Raw genomic sequence first — 21,334 nt, forward strand, 5'->3', positions numbered from 1 at the left:
TCTACTCGTTCTGTGATCATACAGCGAGTTTAACTATTTTCTTTTTTCCAACCTAGAAATCAGCGAAACGTAAGTTAATAGCTACTATTGCATTGATTGCGGGTATTTTTGGCTTTATATTTTGGTTTGCCCGCCGTGCTACTCAAAACAACCACCAACAAATTGCTTTGCTGGCAGACCACTTTAAGCTAGAACTTGTTCGCCCTTCTAAGTCGTTTTGGGTGTTGCCCGAATTGCGTGGAAATCTCAAAGGAATGCCCCTAGAAATTACAGTAAAGCCAAATGCTGCTACTGAAGGAAACGAGCTAAGAGCTGTATTTACGGTGCCAAGGCAACACTTTAGTTTTACTATTCAACGCAAAACTAAACTCACCTATAACAAAAACGATATTGAGCTGATGGATGGGCGCATTAACGATCACTTTATTATCAAGACTGAACAGCCCATTCCTACCAAAGCTTTTTTACAAAAGTCAGAAATTAAACAAGCTTTGGCTGAGCTAAAAGAGCATTGTATATTAGGGGCACCTGTGGTATTGTACCAAAACGAAGTGTTTTATACAATGAATTTTGCGGGAGTCACCAATAAAAAGCGAGATAAAATAATCAAAGCCATCGAATTTGCCGCTTTGTTAGCTACACTTCTACAAAGCGAAACATAGCCAACAAAATGACAAACCTATGAGGTAGATTGTTCAGGGTTGTTTAATTTCTTCTCCACGTTTTTATTCTAAACTCAACTCTTAAGTATTGGGGCGTATTTACCTAAAAATCAGCCTCAAGTCTGAACTCCACCTCTTGGTCTTAAGCGCAGCAGACCAAGAGCCTACGTACCGATAGCGACGCATTGTGTTGGTCTGGCTGAAGCCTTAAGACCAACACAGGAGGTGATTTTTTGAGTTGGTTGAACTATGGATAAAATAGCCCTATATTGAGCGTATAAATTCGCCACAATCACCAAAAATGGCTTAAAACCTTGGGAAACTTTTTTTGAAATTTTGAACAGTCTACCTATGGGATTCTTTTTTTTGATCCTCGTTGTCAGTAAAACGCCACGAGATAGGGACAAGCCCAAGTTTTTCTATATCCTCTTTTGGGTGCGGTTTGGTTAGCTGTGACTGGTCCTCAGGGTTATAATGTTCTACCATTATTTCCCCTTTTTTTACTGGAAAGTGAGTGTGTAATAGCGTAATACCAAATTTGTCCAATACATTGTATTTTTTCAGCACTTCCTTTATCTCTTTAAACAAAGCCTCATCCTCTTTTGAATATTCTTTTACATCATCAATATAAGGGAGGTTTTTATAAGGTTTTGCCCAATCTTCATCTTTCATATTTTCCATGATCCATCTATCATTTATGAACAAAAAACGGCGTGACTTACGAAAAGCCACACCGTTAATTTATAAAAAAATAATAACTAATAACTCTTTTTTATTCTCATTTTTCTCTTCTGTATTTTTTGGGTTTTGCCCAGCGCCTTGCTTTGTTTACGGGTTTGCCTATCTACTTGCTTCAAAACCGCCTTCCAATCAATACCCTTGCGCTGATCACCCTTAACACTTTGTAGGGCTTGCAGGAGATTTTGAGTAAATAAACCTTGGTAAGCCTTGTTGCCAGGTTTGTTACTCAGTATAGTAATGTCGCCAGAAGTACCCAAAAACAACTTTTGATAAGCATTGTCAGGGGTAGGCTTTTCTATCGCCTTTATGCCTTGAATTTGCACTGGGCTTTGTCCGGCATTTTTATTTATTTCATCTAACCGGGCGTGGTTGGCGTAGTTTATTTGTTGACTGCCATTGTCTACCATTACTAGCTTGAGCGCAGCACTGCTGTGTATCAAAGCATTGTTCAGCCTATTGACAGCAGCATTTAGTTGTCCACTGTTTTTACCCAAATAATATACCCATACTACATCATTGTTGTTTAATTGTTGAGAGCTTATAAGGCTTCCCCATTGTTGTGAAACAAATGCCTTAGTATTCTTCTTTTTAGAGGTCAATTGCATGCCTGTTTGGGTTGCTACATCTCGTCCTACCTTCATTAAGGTATAATAATTTAGGTTAGCATCATCGGCAAATACCCACAGGTGTAACTTGCCTGGTGTTCTGTATTTGATCGCAATTTCTTGATCGTTAAAATCATTGGCAGTTACGCTTCTGTTTTTCATGTAAGCGTTTTGTGTACGTTTTTTGCGCGCAACTCCCTTGGGTTGTTTGCGTCTTTTTTTGGCAGACCTGACTGCATTAAACGATGGCAGGTCATTCTTTTTAGCCATTTTATTGTACTGCTTATCCTCCTCTTTTTTTACACTTTCTTTAGATACTGCTGTGGTCTTGACTGTCTCCCTTGACTTGTCATCTTTGGCCTTTCTGGGCACCAACCCTATAGTAGGGGGTGGAGGAGGAGTCATCATTTCTTTGTTTTCTATATCCTCATCGGTTACTGCATAACCATCTGTTTTTATTTTTTCAGGAGAGTTTCCTTCCCCTTGAGTTTTTTTCTTACTCAATGCAATCACCTGATTGGTGAGTAAGTCGGTATTGCCCTTAAGGTCTAAGTCTTTGTTGCTGGTTTCGGCAGCATTTTCAGCTGATTTTTTGGCTGTAGTAGTCCTTTCAGTTTTAATGGTGGGTTTTTGCTCTACTTTAGGTGTCATATCTTTGCCAGAGGTAGCACCAATCGCTTCATTTGAACTTTTGTCTTTGGTGTTATCCAACAAACGTGGAACGCTCAATACCATGAACAATGCCACACAAGCAGCTACCGAAATGCCTATTACATTGCGACGACGAGCTGCCAAAGCTACTGTTTTTGCTTCAGCGTTGGCCAAAGTACCCCGCAAAGCTTCTTCGCTTTCATTCATTAGGTTTTCGAGGTACGGGCGGTCTTTTTGTTCATCTGCATAAAACCCCTTGATTCCCTCCACAGTCAGCTGAAGAGTTTCATCCTGTTGCATTTGCTGTTCAAACAAAGCCCTGTCCTCATCCGATAAGCGTCCATCGATATAGTCTAGTATAGTATCCTGGTCAAAGTAATCTATATGTTCGTTGCCTCCAATATCTTTCATGGTTCCACAGTGTTAGAAAATTTCTTTTTTAATATCCTTGATATTCTTTTTAGCGTCTCTCAGGTGCGTTTTTACAGTAGTTACCTTACTATTGTTCTTTTCTGCCATCTCTTTTTGAGAATAGCCCAATTGCTTCTGGTTTAATATCCTTAGTTGGGTGGGGCTCAATACTTTTTTGAGTCTGCCAAAAAACTCTTTTTTCTTAATATTATAAGCCCCATCATTCACTGCCACGTTTTTTTGTCCTTGCTTGTATTCTGCAAAGACCTCTTGCTCTCTTTTTGCCTTACTTATAGCGTTCAGGCTTAGTTTTTTGGTCATGTCTATCAACAGACCCTTAATGCTTTGCACCTGATAGTTTTCTTTACTTTTCTGGTGAATTTTTACAAAAACCTCTTGTAAAATATCCTGCGCTACATCTTCTTTTTTAGTCATGGCATAAGCAATACCGAATAACTGTACCCGATAGCGTTCATGAATGTAAAAAAAGGCTTTTTCATCGCCCTGGCAGCACCTTTGCCAGCACTCTTCATCCGACAATCCCTTGCCCTTATTTTTACTTACCGACATAATAAATTAATTAGAATTAAACCTTGGCATTGTACTCATAAAGACAGCCTAAATAAAAAAAAGGAGTAGAACTGTGTGAAAAAAACTACTCCCTGTTGTTACATCTTACTATTAATATAGTGTAGATTTTTAATAAAATAGCGTGTTTAATACCTGGCAAGTTTCAAAAACTGTTGGGTATAGGTAGAAAAACCTGATTTTTCCCTGATTTACAGGTTTTAAAACACTTGATACAAATATTAAATCTCAATTGAACCCACTGTAAGTAAGATACTTACATCAAAAATAATAAAGAAATTTGCTAAATATTGACATACTCTGTTTAATATACTCAAGTTAGCCCAAAAATCCCACTATAAAGTGCATTAGCCAATTAATAAGCGGGAATACGGTCGGCTCTTTCTTTTACCGCTTTTATGTTTACATTTTTTTTATAAGTTTGTTTTACCCTTTCAAACTGTTGGTTCAGTGTTTTAATCTTCTTGTCTATTTTTGCCGGATCTCCGTTTAACTTGACGGCTCCTTTCAATATTCTTACGATATTTTTGTGGTGTTCGTCTAGTGCTGCCAGGTATTCAATAGATATTTTTTCGAGTTCTTCTGACATAAACTCTACCTTTTGACGATTAAGCAATGAATAACCTAGGTGAGGGTCATTTACCAGTTTGTCGTAATTAAGACTTCTTCGGGTTTTATTTTGATCTTCAAGTTGCTTAATGCGCTCACTTACAATACGATAAGTATAATATTTGTTGAGTACATCGTTGAGCGAAGCCTTTTCAACATCTGCTTTTTTCACTCCATGCAAGGGTATCACCATATCTTTTACAAACCCATTGCTAAGCCTTGCCAAACCCTCTGCTCTTACTTTCAGACTGTTGATACTTTGGTCAAGGTTAGTACTTGCTTTGCTCAATTGTTCGTAATGTTTTACATAACTTAGGGCGCCGTTTTGTACACCCATTATATTGCCAACACTGATATCTCTTTCGTTCATTGCTACACCATTTACAAAGTTGAGCACCGACTGAATAGAGCTCACCCCAGGCACTATAGAGGTCACCGCCTGGGTAATGGGGTTTTTGATAATGCCTGAAATAATACGTAAAAACTTGGGCTTTTTTCGGCGACCTAACTGAATGTTTTTGTTTAAAATGCGCATCATTTCCTGCTCCAGCGAAAACCCCAGCTCACTATTGGTAGGGTTGTTCAATTCTGTGATGGCATTAAAATAATCAGTAAAGGTAAGGGATGCCTCTACACCGTTCAAGCCATTGTTAAAAGCCTCCATAAAATCTGCCGTATTTTGTATACTGGTACGGTTGGTTTCGTAGCGGTTTTTGGCATCCAGCAAATCTTTGCTGGTAAGTTGTTTGATAGTTTTAGACACCCTTGCAAAGGTACTCCTGTCTTTGCGGATGAGGTTTTCCAGCGACTTGTACGTTTTGTTTAATGTATTGAGAGAATCTGTCATTGTTTTCTCTCGTTTTTCGGCAGCTGATTCCAGCGTAAAAAAACGTTGGTATAATTGGGCTACTGAGTCGGCAGTACTTGGCTTTTGGGCGTTTACCGAAAAGCAGGTAAATATCGTCAACACGCCAATGCAATACACAAAATGCTTAATACTTGTAAATGTTTTCATAAATTCTCCCTATAGTTATTTCGTTCAAATATGCTAATTTCTATGAGTTATATCAAAAAACATAAGTTAATAAAATTGACATTTGTAAAGTGGGAATTAACAAAAAAAAATCTCTTCTGAATTTCAGAAGAGATTTTGATGATAAAATTACGTATTTTGGTGTATACCAATACTCCGCAGTGATTTTAGTCAAAGTTGATTACTGATTACCTTCAGTGAGCTCCCGTTGGTCGGTTATCAAATGGTTATAAGTTTAAAAACTATTTAATTTAGACGTAAAACTAAAACCCTTTGAAAAATAAAGCAAGTACACAAATTTAATATACGCCATTGGTTTACAATGATTAATAGGGTAAACATTTACTCGAATCCGCTATGGACTACGGACTAAATGCTTCTAACTACGCTTTTTATAAGTTGCTAAAAATCAACGTGATATAAAAGTGTGGTTACTTGTGGAACAAGGTATACCTAGAACCTTGCACCTAGTCCCTAGAACCCTGTCGGGGCTGTGGACTATTGTATACACCATTTATATTTTATTGTCCTGCATCATACTCATACGTGTTGCCATTAATTACTACAGTTACCTTGCGGTCACAGGTTCCATCACCATAGTCTACCGTAGCATCACCACGTGCAGTGGTGTATTTTACTTTACCCGATACTGGCATAAAAATGCTGCTTTTCCAGCACTCGGTTTTATGAGTGACTGCTTCTTGTATTTCCGCGCTGTAGGCTACTCCTTTTCGGTTGGTACCACTAAAGGTTCCTGTCACTGTAAACTCGTCGTCAAAAGGACTAAAGCTTCCAAAGCCCTTGCTCCAGGTTTTGGTTTTATCACTTATATAAGTCACGGTTGCTGCCGGGCGGTCACCATCAATGGCGGGCAATTCAATGGTTAGGTTATTTTCATAACGGAATTTAGGCGTTCCTGTCAAACCATTACTGTTGAAGGTGATGCTGCTTAGGTTGGTTACCTTACGCGTGCCACTGATAGTGCGGCTCAATGTCTTTCCATTTTTGGTTATTGTGCTAGAGTATCCGGCAAAGGCGGTTGTGCTTACAGTGTTCAGTGCATTCCATTTTCCGGTATATACAATGGTTACTTTTCCCTTGCGGGTAATGGTTACCAATGTACCACCAGAAGTGATAGAATCGGTACAGCCAGTGCCATAATCAATGGCTACAGTACGAGTGCCTGCTGTAGTATTTTTGGTAATAGTAACACTGGCACATCGCTTAAAAGTTACGGTAGTGTCCTCAGTAGTACGTGCATTAATTGTAGTGCTGAAAGTTTTTTCTATTTCATTTATATCAGATTCTAGCTTGTCCGCCTCTTCCTGAGCTTCGCTGGCTGTTTCTACACTACTGTTGGTTACTTCTTGATCTAAAGTAGTAGTAGGGTCAGTTGATTCTTCTTTTTTACAACTCCAAAGCGCCATACTGGCTACCAAAGTCAAAACAATGAATTTTGTGAAAAAGGTGTTGGAATGTTTCATAAAATAGATATTAAAATTAATAGGTTCTCATTTCTAAATTATCTTTTAGATATATCCTTTTACGGAAGGTTTAAATGAAGAGAGAAAAAAAAAGTAAAAAAAACTGAATGCTATTTAACTGATAGCAGAATGTAAATAAGCGCAATGATTAATGTAATGTGTTGATAGTGAGTAGGTGGTGTGCTGAGTACTGATAAATACAAACACACAAGAGGAGAAGAAAGTGACAGAGGCAGGAGGGGAGTTGCCCCTGTCACTTTAAGGTGATTTATAACTTTTCTAATACAGGTGCTTCTTCAAAGTTTTCGCTGATGGGGTATGCTTTGAGTGTAATATGAGGGTAGTATTTTCTTAGTTTGGCAAGCGTCGATTTTTTGAGAGGTGTCCAATAATAGTTGATATAACGAAGTTTTTTTAATTGATAAAAAGAGCGGGGTAATTTTTTGAAAAAATTGCCATCTATGTATAAGTTTTCTATGTCAAACAGGGTTACTTCTTCGGGCAAACGAGTCAGTTGTAAATCGCTTAAGGTCAAAGTTTTGCTATGTGGGTTATACAAACTTTGTAATACCTGGGTAACTGGCTCTATCTTGTTTTTCAGGCGAAAAAGGTTGCCTTTGCCCCGAAACTTGACCCAAAGGTTGCCCAAGTCAACGGCGTCAATATCTTTGTGCAGGTAAATTTTCTCTAAACATTGACTTACATTAGTTTCGTCAGATGTCCACTCTGCCATTTTGTTGTAATATTTGGCAATAAACTTTTTTAAACTTTCAGAAGCCCAATCATAATAAAGTGCCTGAGACGCCTCGCGAATGTGGTATTCGGGGTGAAGCCGTGACAATACAAAAAGGTAGGTAATCAATTGGGAAGGAACGCCCCCATTTTGCATCAGCTGAAGGGCAAGTTCTACTTTATCAGCGTCATTGTTTGCCAACAAAGCCCTGATATTGTTTATCATCTGATCAGTTTCTCGGTTTTCTTTAAGCAAGTAATAGTTATGAATTTGGGTTTCCATTGGATTGAACACAGAAAGTAGTTTTAGAGTTTTTATTAACAATTATGTACGCACTAACCACCTGATTGTTTGAGAATTAAACCAAAAAAAGCATAATTAATATAAGTTATTAATATGCAACTGGCTTTGGTTATCGTTGTATTAACTTATAGTTGAATTTATACAAATCTAATCAAACCTCCCTATTTTTGTTGTTTTTTTGGTATTCTGTACCTACCTAACCCTTGCAATGATGGCTGATTTTTCCTTTAAAAAATTATTTTCATTCTTAAAAACTAAAAAAACTTTCTCAAATACTACATCAACCCAAGAGAAAAAATTGAAGCAGTTGCTTTTGAGTAGCGATGCAGGTCAAGTTCGTCTGGCTTTTTATTTAATGAAAGGTACAGGTGTACCAAGCAGGTTGCTACCGATCATAAAAGCACATTACCAAGCATTATGCTTCGAAACCGGGCTAATGTTTCCTTTACATTCCTTGAGAGCGTTGTATATATCAGGGGTGTGTTTGGCGGGTGTATCGCCTGAGATAGGCAAACTTAAAAAATTGAGAGAGTTATGTATAGAAAACTGTGACCTTGAGCAATTGCCCCAAGACATAGGGCAACTCAAAAGACTGAAAGTTTGCTGGCTCCGTTGGAACAACTTATGCCAATTGCCTGCGACTATTGGACGACTTACCCAACTCACTGAGCTCCAGTTAGACGATAACCGATTGCAGGCTTTACCTGCCAGGCTAAACAGACTACAAAAGCTCAAAATTTTACATGCAAAGTATAATCAGTTGACAGAATTGCCCAAGGAGATCACTCAACTAAGAGGCTTACAAGAGTTAAATTTGTCATACAATCATATCAATGCATTGCCGCTTGACTGGCAAACGCTTACTCAACTCAAAAAACTGCACCTATACAACAACAATTTAAGCAACCTGCCTGACTCCATTGGGTACTTGGCGCAGCTCAAAATATTGCGTGCGCAAAACAATGCCCTTCGGGGAGTACCTGCGTCTTTGGGCAAACTTCAGCAACTCGAAGAATTGAGTTTACAAAATAATCAAATTCAACAACTTCCTGCGTCTTTGGGGCACTTATCATCGCTCAAAAAGCTCAATGTGAATGATAACTTGCTCACTTATTTGCCAAACAGTTTTCAAAATCTGACCAACCTTGAGCATCTCTACCTGAGAGGGAACCAGTTATCGAAAAAAAACAGGGAAACCATTCAAGGTTGGTTTCCCCACATATATATTCATTTTTAAGCGCGTATACAACTACGCCCTTAACTCTCCAATCTCAAATTTGGCTTTGAGTCCGTAAAATAAAAATCTTGCCAACTCGTCCAGCTCTATTTGTACAGGCTTTGTCTGCGCCACTTCATCGCTTTGTTGCAAATAAGCATTGATTTGAATACTGTCAGACGAAATTTCCACAATCATATATGGAATGTCTAAATACTCATTGAGGCGGTTAAAAATAAGGGTAAATGTATTTTTATTGATGAGTGTGCTCCCAAAGCGGTGGTATTCCAGGTTGGGCAAAAATTCATCAAAATACAAATAAGTAATCTTGCGAATAAGCTGTTGAGTATATTTGGGAGTATAATTAAATCCTTTTAAAATCTTAGCAAGCAAGTCTATATTATTCCAGTCGTTGGAGCTTAGTAGTTGATCAACTTCCCGATCGAAATTTACTATTTTCATTTTGTAAAAGTTTTCAATGGTGTACAAAAATGTACTTTTGTCTGGCGTAGCTGGTATTGGCTTTGTTTTGTGGTACAAAAAAATATCCATTGTGTGTGATTCGATTCCTAAGAATGAATCTTTAAAAAATACAAATATCAACAAGGAAATTTCGTGCCAGAAACGGTCAAAATAAACGGCTGAATTTTTGCTATAGTGCTGAAAATCAAAGTGTAACTCATTGATTATGTGGCTGCTTTATGCGCTTCTCATAAGCCTCTCTAAACTATTCTATACTGCTTGCGTATTTCAATAATATATTGTTCCTTATGGGACATTTTGTTATATTGCTGAAAACTTAACTTTACTATATAATTTCATGGCAGATAAATCGACACAAGCAGACAGAGTGATAGATAACCATATTTTATGGTCTATGGGAGCGGGTGCGTTACCTATTCCTATAGTAGACGTAGCTGCTGTAACTGCGATTCAATTGAATATGCTCAAAGAACTTTGTCTTATATATGATGTAGACTACTCTGAAGGATTTGGAAAAAACCTGATCTCTTCAATTGTAGGTGCAGGAGTGGCAAAAGTTGGAGCCAGTGCAGTAAAAACTATCCCAGTAGTGGGGGCTTTGCTTGGTGGGGTGCCTATGGTAGTATTATCAGGAGCCTCTACTTATGCTTTGGGGCAAGTGTTTAAATCTCAGCTCCAGGTAACCAACGTGCTTTCTAAGTTTGATATGAGTGGCGCTAAAGAAATGTACAAAGATGCTTTTGAGAAAGGGAAGCAATATGTAAAAGATTTGAGAGATAGGGTAGGTTTTGGCGAAAAACCAAGTACTCCCGAAGCAGATGGTAAGGAAGATAGCAAAAACAACAGTGATAATGGCGCTGACAGCAAACAAACTACTGGAGATGATGCTGTTTTTGAAAAACTGAGAATTCTGGGCGATCTGCGTGACAAGGGCATTCTGACTGAAGACGAATTTCAGCAAAAGAAACAAAAGATTTTGGCTCAATTGTAGTGAAATCAACCATACTTATTGAAGGCTGTCTCATAACTCAAGTCTTGGCAAATTTCCTTAAAGGAAAAACGATTTTTAAAGTATTTTATACCTGACAGGTTCCCAAAACCTGTCAGGTAGGCTGTTAAGAATCTGGTAATTTCTTCCCCACGTTTTTGGTTTAGAAATACCATGAGATTATCACAACTTTCAAGGAATTGTTTGCCTACCTTGATTGGATAAACCAAAACTGATTTTTCTTTAAAATATACCCTGTAACGTAGTAATGGCTATTTTTGCAGGAAAAGAAAAATTTGGGTATCTTGTATTAGACAAAGAATGTTTACCTTATTTTTAAAATCATAAAAGTTTCCTCAAAAACGTGGGGCACTTTTTTAAAATTCTTAACAGCCTACCTGTCAGGTATGATCAATCATTAAAATAATATTTTTCTGAAAATGATTATGAGACAGCTTCTTTTGAAGGCTTCTGGTGTTCAATCATCAGAAGCCTTTTTTTGTAATGACAAAGTATTTTCAAACATCTGTCGGTAATTAGCCGTTTCATTGTGGTGGTTCAACTGAGTTTGTACCAAATGTTTACAGTTGGCCCCCATTTTTTGTAGTTCATTTGCCGACAGGTTAAACATTTGATTGATGGCTTCGCGGCACTGATCTAAGTTACCAGGGTGAAATAAATGCCCATGTATCCCTTCTTCCAGAAAATCGGCCATTCCTCCAGCTTTGGCAGCAATAAAAGGCACTCCCAATCCTCCGGCTTCCATCATTACATTGGGCAAACCATCATAATACGAAGGAATAGCCACCAGGTCGCAAGCAGCATAGTAAGGCAACAAAGCGTACCGTTCCATAAACGGGTAGTGTGTATAGTGTAATATGTCAGCGTTTGCCTCCAGAAACTTCGCTACAGCTTCTGTCATATCTCCTATAATAAGCAAATGCACTTGTGGCAGTTTACCCGATAGCTTGAGTGCTTCTAAAAAAAATAACACGCCTTTCTTTGATTTTAAATGCCCAAACATCCCCCACACCTTTTGAGTACTGACTTGGGTTACATGGGTGTTACGCCAGGCTTGGGCTTTTTTCTTGTCTGAGGCAAGCAACCGCCACTCGTTGAGGTCAATACCATTGGCAATATGACTTACGCTGGCGTGAGCAAATAAACCTTTGATTTTGTACATTTTGTCTTTGCTTACTACACAAATATGGGCTGCGTTGAGCAAAGCATTTTTTAATATTTCTTGCCTTTTGGGTGAAAATATACCCGTATCAAAATCGTTACCGCGCAGCAATACTACGTAGGGTAACCGAAGCCAGGTGGCAAATATAGGAGCGGCCAACATAGGCACTTGTCCACCAAAAGCTACCAGGTGGGTAATAGCAGGGTTTTGTGTCTGGGCAAGTTCCTGGCTGTAGTTTTCTATAAACGACCAGACCAGGTTCAAACTGTGTGACACGTCGGGGTGCATAGCAAATGCAATATTTTTACCGTTTTGCACGCTTACTATCTTGGTTTTGGTCAGGTGGTGGGTAAAATGTACTACATCTACCAATACCCCATCGGCACGCAAATGGTGCACTATACGGTCGCAAGACTGAGCCATTCCTCCTTTGTTGGGGTAGTAGTTTTCGGTGAGCCAAAGAATTCTCAATTGAGTAGGTGTTGATTTTGTCATTACTATAATGCCAGAAAGTGATGGTCAGATTTAAACTGGGGTAAAGTTAATAGTAAGAACCATATATTCAATAATGGGGTACTTGTTGTATATGAAAAAACGAAGCCAGTACATTGTCTGACTTCGTTGGTGGTATGAAAAAACTCAAAAGTAGGTTGTCTTGCTACTTTTTCATTGTTTCGGGGTACAATACCACTTTGATGTAATTTTTCATATCAAAGTATTTTTGAGCAGCTTTTTGCATATCTTTAGAGTTCAACGCCTGAATGCTTTGCTCATATTCAGTTATTTTTTCTCGATCCTTACCATTGATATAAGCACTGCGCAGGGTGTTTAACCAATAGCGGTTGTTTTTCATGTTGGTTTCCATACTGCGTATTTGTTGGGCTTGCACCTTTTTTAAGTCCTTACTGCTGATGCCATTCTTTTGTATTTTCTTTATTTCGCCCATTGTGGCAGTTACCAAGTCATCTACATTTTTGGGTGCACAAGGAAAAGACACTATGATGGCATAATTATCATAAGGCTTTTTTTGCATATAGCCATAAGCACCTGCTCCATACACTCCTCCTTTTTCTTCGCGTAGCTTTTCAATCAGTTTAATACTGAGTGCTTCGGCAAGTGCTTTAATCAGTGAGGCATCTTTTGCGCTGTACTTGGCTGCCCCCATAAACGATAGATGTACTTGACTTTTAGGGTCTTTGCCTTTGTACAGCTTTTTGGTTACTTTGCCTTTAGGTGGCCTAATCCCTAAGTCTTTGAAAGTAGCTTTTTGTTGGGTGGTAGGCAAACTACCGATATACTTCTCAAGCAATGGTTTAATCTTGTCTACCTTAAAGTTGCCCACAAATACAAATTTAAAATTTTGACCATTGCTAAATATTCGCTTATAAAAAGCCATTGTTTGATCAAGGTCTATTTTTTCTAACTCTTCTTTGGTAGGAAAAAAACCAGCGGCACGGGGGTGATTTTGATTCTTAATTTTTGTTAGCTGGTCTTGAAAATAAAAATTAGGATTTGCCATCAGGTTTTGCATCATACTCTTGTACTGATTTTTCATCGATTTAAACGCCGTCTCATCTTTGCGAGGTTTGGTAAAGTACAAATGAGTCATTTGCAAGGCAGTTTCAAGGTCTTGGGGAGTAGTAGCACCACTCACCCCGTGTGTCACCTCACGAATATAAGGTTTTACACTGACGGATTTGCCTGCCATCATTTTGCGTAGGTCGGCTGCTTTGAATTTGCTCACGCCACTAGCCGCTATAATTTGCGAAGCATAAATTGCCGAGACGTGGTTTTTGGCGGCAGCCAGTGAATACCCCCCCAAACTGTAGCCGTTAAACAACACCTGATCATCTTTAAAATCGGTAGGCTTCAAGGTAACCACGATACCATTAGAGAGGGTAAGTTCGGTAGTACCTGACTTAGGGTATGTTTTGGTATTGGTTACTTTGCCAGCTGTAGGCATTTTATCCATCAGTTTAGTCCCTACTGCCTTGTCTTTATAAGGTTTTACTGTATTGAAAGCCACTTCTTTGAGCACAGTTCTTACCTGTGCTTCGGTGGGTACAATCACTCCTTTTTTTTCTGGAGCGTTGATAATGATTACCCGGTTGTCTTTGGTAATCCATTTTTTAGACAAAGCGTTTACTTCTGCTAAAGTAATTGTAGGCAATACCTTTTTGACAAACTCATATTCGAATTTGATTCCTGGGGTAGGTTCTTGCTGTAAAAAGTGAGCCACATATTCACGGGCAAAACTTTTAGAGTCGGTTTTTTTGCGTTCGTTATAGGCGCGTTTGTAACTGTTCAGAATTGTTTTTTTATAACGTTCAAACTCTCCTTTGGTAAAGCCGTGTTTTCGTACGCGCTTGCTTTCGGTCAATGCTACCCTTAAGCCGCCCAAAATATCATTGCCATTGGCAAATACATTGCCTGAGTAGGCGTCTATAGATCGGATAAAGTTGCCGTAATAAAAACCCGCATTGATAAACGGAGGGTTGGCTTTTTCGGTAAGCTCACGCAAACGTTGGTTAAGTATACCACTATGCAAGCGGTTGATCATTTGCTGGCGATAATCTTTCAGGTTTTTTACCTTCTTAAGTGGTTTTTTATAAATGATTTGTACTTGCGAGAAGGGCGCCTCTTTATCTGTATTGATAGATACAAAGGTTTTTTGGTGAGGGGGCACTGGGTATAGTTTTTTTTCACGGGCGTTTTTTACTGGCTTTAGGCGAGAAAAATGCTTTTTGATTTTTTTCTCCATAGCCTCCAGGTCAATATCGCCCACCACTACTACTGCCATTAAGTCGGGACGGTACCAATCCTTGTAAAATTGCTTCAGGGTATTGTATTTAAAGTTTTCCAGAATTTTCTTTTTGCCTATAGGCAAGCGTTTGGCATAACGCGAATTATTGAGTAATACCGGAAAGTACTGGTCACGCATGCGTTGCCCAGCGCCTCGTCCCAGCCTCCATTCTTCTATTACTACCCCACGTTCTTTGTCAATTTCTTTGTTGTCAAAGCTTACATTATGCGCCCAGTCTTCCAAAATCTGAAAGCCTTTATCCATGACTTCCTGCTTATCGGTAGGTAACATGAGCATGTATACTGTTTCGTCAAAACTAGTGTAAGCATTCAGGTGGGCACCAAATTTTACTCCTGCCGATTGTAAATAGCTTACTAACTCGTTTTTCTTGAAATTTTTAGTACCGTTAAATGCCATGTGTTCTACAAAGTGAGCCAGTCCTTGTTGTTGGTCGTTTTCTTGCATAGACCCAGCATTTATGGCAAGCCTTAGCTCTACTCTTTTTTCTGGCTTGGCATTTTTGCGGATATAATATTTTAATCCATTTTTGAGCTTACCAGTTCTTACCTGCGCATCAAAAGGTATTTCTTTGTCTAATTGTTGGGCAAAAGATGCTTGTCCTGCCACTACCACAGTAAGCAAACAAAGCATCAGACCTTGGGTGATCAATTTATAATTCATAGTTTTCTATAGTTTAATATGAAATGGTGATAGACTAACGATCAACTTATATCAAGCTTAGTTCAGGCTAATAGGCATACCATCAAACAAACCTATAATTATTGTATTAGTCATACAAGTACTGCATTATTTTTTTACGATACGGTTATCTCGTTGTCTCTGTTTGTTGCCCCAACCTATCTTGTGGGTTGTTCCGTATATACTTACACCCAGCACTCTTTCTGAGGTTTTTATAGGTGTTTTATCAGGGACTATAGAAGCAGGAAAGAGCGCAAAACAGGGGCAGTATGAACCAACTAATTGAATACACTCATGACACGTATACGATATGGCGATTGTGAAATATGCGGACGAGAAAAATCGCTCAGCTTCCACCACCTTATTCCTTGTAATTTGCATAAAAAGAAGCTTTTTTTACGAAAGTTTGGCAAAGAAGAAATGAAGACCAGAGGTTTGAACTTGTGCCGAATGTGCCACTCTACAATTCATAAGTTTTTTGAACTCAAAGATTTGGGCTTAAACTATAACACCAAAAAAAAACTGATGGAAAACGAAAAGTTTGCCAACTATGTAAAGTGGGTAAAAAAGCAGAAGTAGTACAAAGTATAAGGTAGAGCCCTATAGAGCAACTTATTTTGTGGGTTTACTGAACCCCAAATACCGTGAGGTATTTGGGGCTTATTTTGGCTACATGTTTAGATCAAATCTGTGGGCAGTACAGGTATTTTTCGGATACGCTTGCCAGTAGCGGCAAAAATAGCATTGAGTACTGCTGGGGCTAAAGGCGGCACTGCAGGTTCGCCTGCTCCCGTAGGATCATCCTCGCTTTCTATCAAGTGCACTACTATTTCGGGGGTTTCGTCTATACGTAGTACTTTGTAGTCGTGGTAATTGCTTTGTTTTACTCTGCCGTTTTCAAAGTCTATTCCTCCATAGAGCAAAGCTCCCAACGACCAGATAATGCTCCCCTCTACTTGCCCCCTGACAAAGTGAGGATTGATGACCTTGCCCAGGTGCATTACACAAGTGATCTTATGTATTGTAAGTTTTCCTTGGTTTACCGACACCTCGGCTATTTGGGCGCATGCTGTGCGCGAAAATCCCGCTACTGCCAACCCTTGTCCGTGTCCTTTAGGCATTTTTTTGCCCCATTGACCTACCTCTACCACCTTAGGTAGTACTTGGCGAAAGCGCTCGCGGGTGAGTTTCCTGAAATTTTGGATCAGTTTGGCACGGTCGCCAGTGCCTACCAACTTTACAGGGTGATTGAGCAGCTCCATTCTGAGCTTGTAAGCATCTTGTTTTAGTTTATGGGCTATTTCATCTATAAAACACTCCATACCCAAGGTAGCCGAGTGTACCGATACGCTGCGCCAGGCACCTATAGGAATGGGTGGGTCTACCAGCGTGCACTGGTTTTTGGCGTTGTCAAAATGATAAAAAATATCATAAAGGCGGTTACCTCCCTGACTGTTAGAAGCTCGTACTATTTTGTTTTCCCATCCCACCAGCTTGTTATTTTTAATAGCTGCCCGATAGTTACTATAGTGGTAAGGGTGGTATTGGTCGTGCTGCATGCCATCTTCGGGTGTCCATACCATTTTTACTGGTTTGCCACCAATGGCTTTAGACACCAATACAGCTTCTGCTATGTGATCTTCACCGCGTCGCCCAAAAGATCCTCCTCCAGGCAATACATTAATGGTAATGTTTTCTTCTTTGAGCCCGGTTACTTTTGCCACTGCCTGGGTAGCATTTTGTGCCGATTGGGTACTTGCCCATACCTCGCATTGGTTGCCTTCTATTTTAGCAACAGCATTCATTGGCTCGAGCAAGGCGTGTGCTTGAAAAGGGTTTTCGTAGGTAGCTTCTATTACTTCAGCATCTTTAAATGCCGCCGTAGTATCGCCCAGATTTACAGTAGGTTTGGTAATAGGCAGTTTGCCTGCTTCCAGTATCTCTTTGCGTACACTTTTGAGGCTACGTTGCCCATTTTTGCCCTCGTTCCACTGCACTTTCAGGGCTTGTTTCCCTTTAAAGGCCGCCCAGGTAGAGCGAGCAATCACCACCACACTATCAAATACATAAGGGTCGTTGTTAAGGTCAACATTGGTTATCTTTATTACTTGTTGTACGCCTTTTATGCTAAGGGCTGCTTTAGCCTCATAGCTTTTAAGCGTACCTTTGTACACGGGGCATCGGACGGCAGCAGCGTATAGCATGCCTGGAACTTTTGTATTGATGCCGTACTCGTCTTGCCCTTCTACTACGCCAGGAGTGATTAGATTTGTTACCGATTTTCCTATGTACTGGTATGCCGATGTTTTTTTAAACGTGATCTTTTCGGGCACAGGTAATTTGGCAGCAGCTCCGGCTATTTTGCCAAAAGCGAGTTTTTTGCCAGAAGGCTGGTGGATCACTTGCCCGTTTTTAGTATAACAGTTTTGATGGTTAAACACGCCTTTGTGTTTTCGTTGCCAGTATTGTATGGCTGCTTCTGTCAAGAGCATACGTGCTGTGGCGCCTGCTTTGCGCAAGGGGTGCCAAAGTTTGCGAATGCTGGAGCTGCCTCCTGTGGTACCTTGTTCGTTGCGGCTAAACCTTTTGTCATAGGTAGCCCTTACTATCTTTATTTGTTGCCAATTGGCGCCCAGTTCATCGGCTAAAATCTGGGGTAGCCCCGTACCCGACCCTTGACCCATTTCTAGCTTGGTAAGCGTAAAAGTCAGTAGTCCTTGAGTGTCTATTTCTAAAAAAGCGTTGGGGGCAAACGTGGGGAGGTCTTTTGCCAGTACATGATTACCTGCGGGAAGTGCCAGGCTTAGCATTAGTCCTCCGCTAACTGCCGTTGATACCTTTACAAAAGTTCTTCTGTTCATGAGTATTATATGGATTGTTTTTATATAAAAAAAACAAAATCAGTCCACAAAAACAATTATTTACGATAGACAGAAGGTTGTACCCTACCAATGACCAATAAGTGAAGGCGTGGCACAGTATTTTAAGAAGCTTGTAAATAGGATGGAGCCGAGTGGAGCTGTAGGCAAACTCAATATTATGTCTTGGTCAAAGACGTGTTTGAGTGCAAGTACCAGGGCAGGGTGAAAGCCAAGGGGGAAGTAGATATGTATTTTGTAGTAGGTAAGACAAAATGAGAAGGTTTAAAAACAAGAAACCCTTCACTCATTGAACGAAGGGTTTACTTAATTTCTTATTGAGAAACAATGGACCATTTATCATTAAATAAAGTACCAATAAATGCAATTTTGAAAAAAGTAAATAAGTAAGGGATTACCTATTGACCTTTGTACAATTATACTCATTTTTTTTGCCTTAGGCTAATTCCTGGCATAGACAAACCGTAGACAGCTTATATTTTTCTTACCTTGTATTTATCACAATTAACTCTATTTTGCTTTCTACGCCATTGCCCGCTGGAATAAACACCTTGTTGCCCATTACCAATAGGTCGTCTCGTCGCCCCAACCTTACATGCCTGCCCAAAGCCACTGGCTGCCCCAATTTGTTACCATTAGCGTCTATTTTCATGGCAAAAGTGTTTTGATAAGTAGAATAGCCTTGCTTGCTTACCACCTCCCATACCAACAAAACTTGCCCATTGCTGAGTGGAGCCACTTTGAGGTGGCGGGCGCTTGTTTTATTTTTGTCACGGTACTTAGTCAGCCACTTTACACCTGCATTACGTTGCTTCGAAAATCGCCCGCCAAATGTATAAAAACCGCCTGACTCGGTAATACCCCGCGAGAGTACCATGTCATCGCTTATTTGGCTTCCTCTTGAAGATGATTTTTCAAAGTCTTTGCGCACCTTTACCAGCCCTACATTGCGTGGGTCAGGCGATTTATACCCTGCCCGGCTGTTGTCCAATGCCTTGCCAGTAGGTGAAGGCTCTCCAGTAAAGATTATCAGGTACCCATTACTTACCTCAACCAAACCACCCAGTTCACTGTATGTACCGTTGTCGTTCGACCATTTATAGTATTTCTTACCTCCCTTACTTATTTCAGCATAATAGCCATACTTGCGCCTAGCAGGAGAGGTAGCACGTGTGCCGTGTTCGGTTTTAAAAGTATACACCACCTGAGAATACTTACGGGTGCCATCAAAACGGTGTAAGTTTACCCCTCTTGGGTAATTATCACCTAGGTCCATTGCCACAAATTTTCCTGCTTTATTGGTGGTCAGGTAGTTGTCAAACGAGTGCCCCGAAGTTTGCCCGTGGTTACGTATTTTGCTTAAAGTATTGGCATCAAATACTACGGCAATGCCCCCCTGGTGGTGTAATCCATCGCCCGACTTATGCATAGTGCGTCCAATCATCAGAGCTATTTTACCTTGGGTGTGCTGCAGACTCACCATATAATTGCGAAAGTTGTAAATGTTTAAGCCTTTTTTAGAGGTGTCGTATTGTTTGGTTTTTAAAAACTTACCCGATATAGTGGCTTTATACAGGGCTACCCTGGTGTTGCCTTTGCTACCTTGGTAAGTGAAATAATAAAGGTTGCCTTGGGTATCGTTAGTGGCTGCCAATAAATCGGCCTTTTGAGGGTTGTACAAAGGGACGTTTTGTTGACTTTTGAACCCAGCCATAAAGTTACTCAAGTAAATTCGCTTGTTTTTTTTGTCTTGCCATATCATTTGCACCCTGTTTTTGGGGCTTTTCAGCAAAAAGAATTGACGATTTCTACCATAGTCTTTGCCTGTATGAAACACTGAGGCATTGACCTTAAACCTGTATTTGAAAACAGTGCCTAGTGGAGTTGTTTTAGTCTGAGAGCCTTCAGTGTTGGCAGACAGTTGCTTAAAGCTACTAATACGTTGACTGGTAGGGGCAAAAAAGTAAATCACACTACCCGTGAGCCGACTTACTTTGAGCGTTTTTATGGACGTAAACCTGGCGGTGTTTACCTGACTTGCCTTTACCTTTGCCACCTTATCCACTTTTCCTGCCTTGAGGGTATAAATGGTATAGGACTGTTTTTGGGGAAATTTAAAGGCAATACAGTGCTGTGATGCCAAAAACTTTTTTGCCTTGCGGCGAGGGGCAAATACCTGATAAGCATCAAAGCTTAGTTTGCCTGAGCGTACTTTGCCTTGACTTACTTTAAAATCATTGTGGTTGTAACGGCCACTAGTATAGCAAGCGTTTTGGTAGTACAACGATACTAGCCCCAAACGTCCTATTTGGTCTGCTTCTTTGATCTTACCATCATTACCTCGCTCAGGGGTTTTTCCTGGCAATACTTTGGTTTTACTTGCCGAAAAAACAAACTTGTTGAGACCTGCTTGCCCTATGCCTGGTGTAACATACCCCAGTATAAAAGCGATACATACAAAAAAGTGTTTCATAATTTAATTTATAAATGATTGAATGTTGTTTTTGTAAGGAGAACCATACAAGCAGGCTTTGCGTATTGGGTGAGTGATTATATTACCCACACTTTACTTTAACTAAAGATAGCTAAATTGTATCGTTGTTTCACAAATAGTCCATTAATTATTTTTCTTAGGAATGGTGTAAAAATAAATTTCTATAGTAACGCTAAAATATTTTGTTGCTAGACGAGGTACGGCAATATCCAGTAGGACAGGCATTTGTTTTTTAATGATCGAGTAATAGTGGTTGCGTCAGCTGGACTCAGCCTTAGTTTGTTGCCGTTAAGAATCTGTGAAACGAAGCCGTAAAAACTGATCACTGTTTGAGCGAAGCGAGTTTGAGCAGTTTCGGCGTAGTGGAGCAGATTTAGGAAAAACAAACTACAGCTGCGGGTTTTTTGGTTACTTTTTTACCTGTAGAAAAAAGTAACGGCTCACCGATATTCTGATCAATCATTACACAAGTGTGTTTAATGATTGACAACTTTTTAATAGAAAAATCACTTTATAATTATTAAATGCCAGTTGTGGCTCCTAGTGGATATTGAGCGAGCTTGAGGGAAGGTTGGCTAATAGCAGCGCTATTCGGCTATTTTTTAACAAAGTATAGCCTCAAAAGATGAGGTTAAGAATGCGTATTTATTTTGGTACCATTCCTTAGTCTTTGATAAAATCATTTTACTCGCCTATAGACATACCAGACAAGGTGTGGGTGTTATGCTGGGTAAAAGTAGTAGTTTTGGTAAATAAAGTGGATAAAGTT

Annotated in this window: 15 protein-coding genes; 4 read left to right on the top strand and 11 right to left on the bottom strand. The window is 39.7% G+C overall.

What is annotated here, in order from left to right; genetic code table 11:
• The first annotated feature begins 92 nt into the window (after window positions 1-92).
• Window positions 93-662: a hypothetical protein gene (locus Q0954_RS23285; RefSeq protein WP_299460982.1), complete on the top strand. Its 570-nt coding sequence runs from the start codon at window positions 93-95 to the stop codon at window positions 660-662.
• 345 nt (window positions 663-1,007) lie between these two features.
• Here Q0954_RS23285 and Q0954_RS23290 read toward each other — a convergent pair whose 3' ends face one another.
• The 6 genes from Q0954_RS23290 to Q0954_RS23315 form a co-directional block, all read right to left on the bottom strand.
• Window positions 1,008-1,343, bottom strand: a complete 336-nt coding sequence (locus tag Q0954_RS23290; RefSeq protein WP_299460984.1) for a hypothetical protein — start codon at window positions 1,341-1,343, stop codon at window positions 1,008-1,010.
• Between the two features lie 77 nt (window positions 1,344-1,420).
• Window positions 1,421-3,070, bottom strand: coding sequence for a hypothetical protein (locus Q0954_RS23295; RefSeq protein ID WP_299460986.1), 1,650 nt, complete (start codon window positions 3,068-3,070; stop codon window positions 1,421-1,423).
• Window positions 3,071-3,082: 12 nt separating this feature from the next.
• Complete coding sequence (locus Q0954_RS23300; protein ID WP_002700643.1) at window positions 3,083-3,640, bottom strand: RNA polymerase sigma factor; 558 nt, start codon at window positions 3,638-3,640, stop codon at window positions 3,083-3,085.
• A 373-nt stretch (window positions 3,641-4,013) separates the two neighbouring features.
• The gene (locus tag Q0954_RS23305) at window positions 4,014-5,282 is read right to left on the bottom strand and encodes a hypothetical protein (RefSeq protein ID WP_299460990.1); all 1,269 of its coding nucleotides are present in this window, start codon (window positions 5,280-5,282) and stop codon (window positions 4,014-4,016) included.
• Window positions 5,283-5,821: 539 nt separating this feature from the next.
• The gene (locus Q0954_RS23310; RefSeq protein ID WP_299460992.1) at window positions 5,822-6,784 is read right to left on the bottom strand and encodes a hypothetical protein; all 963 of its coding nucleotides are present in this window, start codon (window positions 6,782-6,784) and stop codon (window positions 5,822-5,824) included.
• A gap of 268 nt (window positions 6,785-7,052) precedes the next feature.
• Window positions 7,053-7,799: a hypothetical protein gene (locus tag Q0954_RS23315; protein WP_299460994.1), complete on the bottom strand. Its 747-nt coding sequence runs from the start codon at window positions 7,797-7,799 to the stop codon at window positions 7,053-7,055.
• A 319-nt stretch (window positions 7,800-8,118) separates the two neighbouring features.
• Between Q0954_RS23315 and Q0954_RS23320 the strand changes: the two genes are divergently transcribed.
• Window positions 8,119-9,057, top strand: a complete 939-nt coding sequence (locus Q0954_RS23320) for a leucine-rich repeat domain-containing protein (protein ID WP_299460996.1) — start codon at window positions 8,119-8,121, stop codon at window positions 9,055-9,057.
• Between the two features lie 12 nt (window positions 9,058-9,069).
• Here the strand turns inward: Q0954_RS23320 and Q0954_RS23325 are convergent, their stop codons facing one another.
• Window positions 9,070-9,498, bottom strand: coding sequence for a hypothetical protein (locus tag Q0954_RS23325; RefSeq protein ID WP_157558627.1), 429 nt, complete (start codon window positions 9,496-9,498; stop codon window positions 9,070-9,072).
• A 358-nt stretch (window positions 9,499-9,856) separates the two neighbouring features.
• Here Q0954_RS23325 and Q0954_RS23330 point away from each other — a divergent pair, with 358 nt between their 5' ends.
• Window positions 9,857-10,510 carry an SHOCT domain-containing protein gene (locus Q0954_RS23330; RefSeq protein WP_299461001.1) on the top strand — a complete coding sequence of 218 codons (654 nt, stop codon included), beginning with the start codon at window positions 9,857-9,859 and terminating at the stop codon, window positions 10,508-10,510.
• Between the two features lie 475 nt (window positions 10,511-10,985).
• Here Q0954_RS23330 and Q0954_RS23335 read toward each other — a convergent pair whose 3' ends face one another.
• Together Q0954_RS23335 and Q0954_RS23340 are read right to left on the bottom strand one after the other, a co-directional pair.
• Window positions 10,986-12,185 (bottom strand): glycosyltransferase, encoded by a 1,200-nt coding sequence (locus Q0954_RS23335; RefSeq protein WP_299461003.1) that lies wholly within the window; start codon window positions 12,183-12,185, stop codon window positions 10,986-10,988.
• Window positions 12,186-12,348: 163 nt separating this feature from the next.
• Window positions 12,349-15,174 (bottom strand): pitrilysin family protein, encoded by a 2,826-nt coding sequence (locus Q0954_RS23340; protein ID WP_299461005.1) that lies wholly within the window; start codon window positions 15,172-15,174, stop codon window positions 12,349-12,351.
• Between the two features lie 312 nt (window positions 15,175-15,486).
• Here Q0954_RS23340 and Q0954_RS23345 point away from each other — a divergent pair, with 312 nt between their 5' ends.
• Window positions 15,487-15,771, top strand: coding sequence for a hypothetical protein (locus tag Q0954_RS23345; protein ID WP_299461007.1), 285 nt, complete (start codon window positions 15,487-15,489; stop codon window positions 15,769-15,771).
• 98 nt (window positions 15,772-15,869) lie between these two features.
• Here Q0954_RS23345 and Q0954_RS23350 read toward each other — a convergent pair whose 3' ends face one another.
• Window positions 15,870-18,053: a molybdopterin cofactor-binding domain-containing protein gene (locus tag Q0954_RS23350; protein WP_299461009.1), complete on the bottom strand. Its 2,184-nt coding sequence runs from the start codon at window positions 18,051-18,053 to the stop codon at window positions 15,870-15,872.
• A 502-nt stretch (window positions 18,054-18,555) separates the two neighbouring features.
• The gene (locus tag Q0954_RS23355; RefSeq protein WP_299461011.1) at window positions 18,556-20,544 is read right to left on the bottom strand and encodes a hypothetical protein; all 1,989 of its coding nucleotides are present in this window, start codon (window positions 20,542-20,544) and stop codon (window positions 18,556-18,558) included.
• Window positions 20,545-21,334: the final 790 nt, after the last annotated feature.

Origin of the sequence: uncultured Microscilla sp. (assembly GCF_947493425.1) — a bacterium.
Taxonomy (GTDB): domain Bacteria; phylum Bacteroidota; class Bacteroidia; order Cytophagales; family Microscillaceae; genus Microscilla.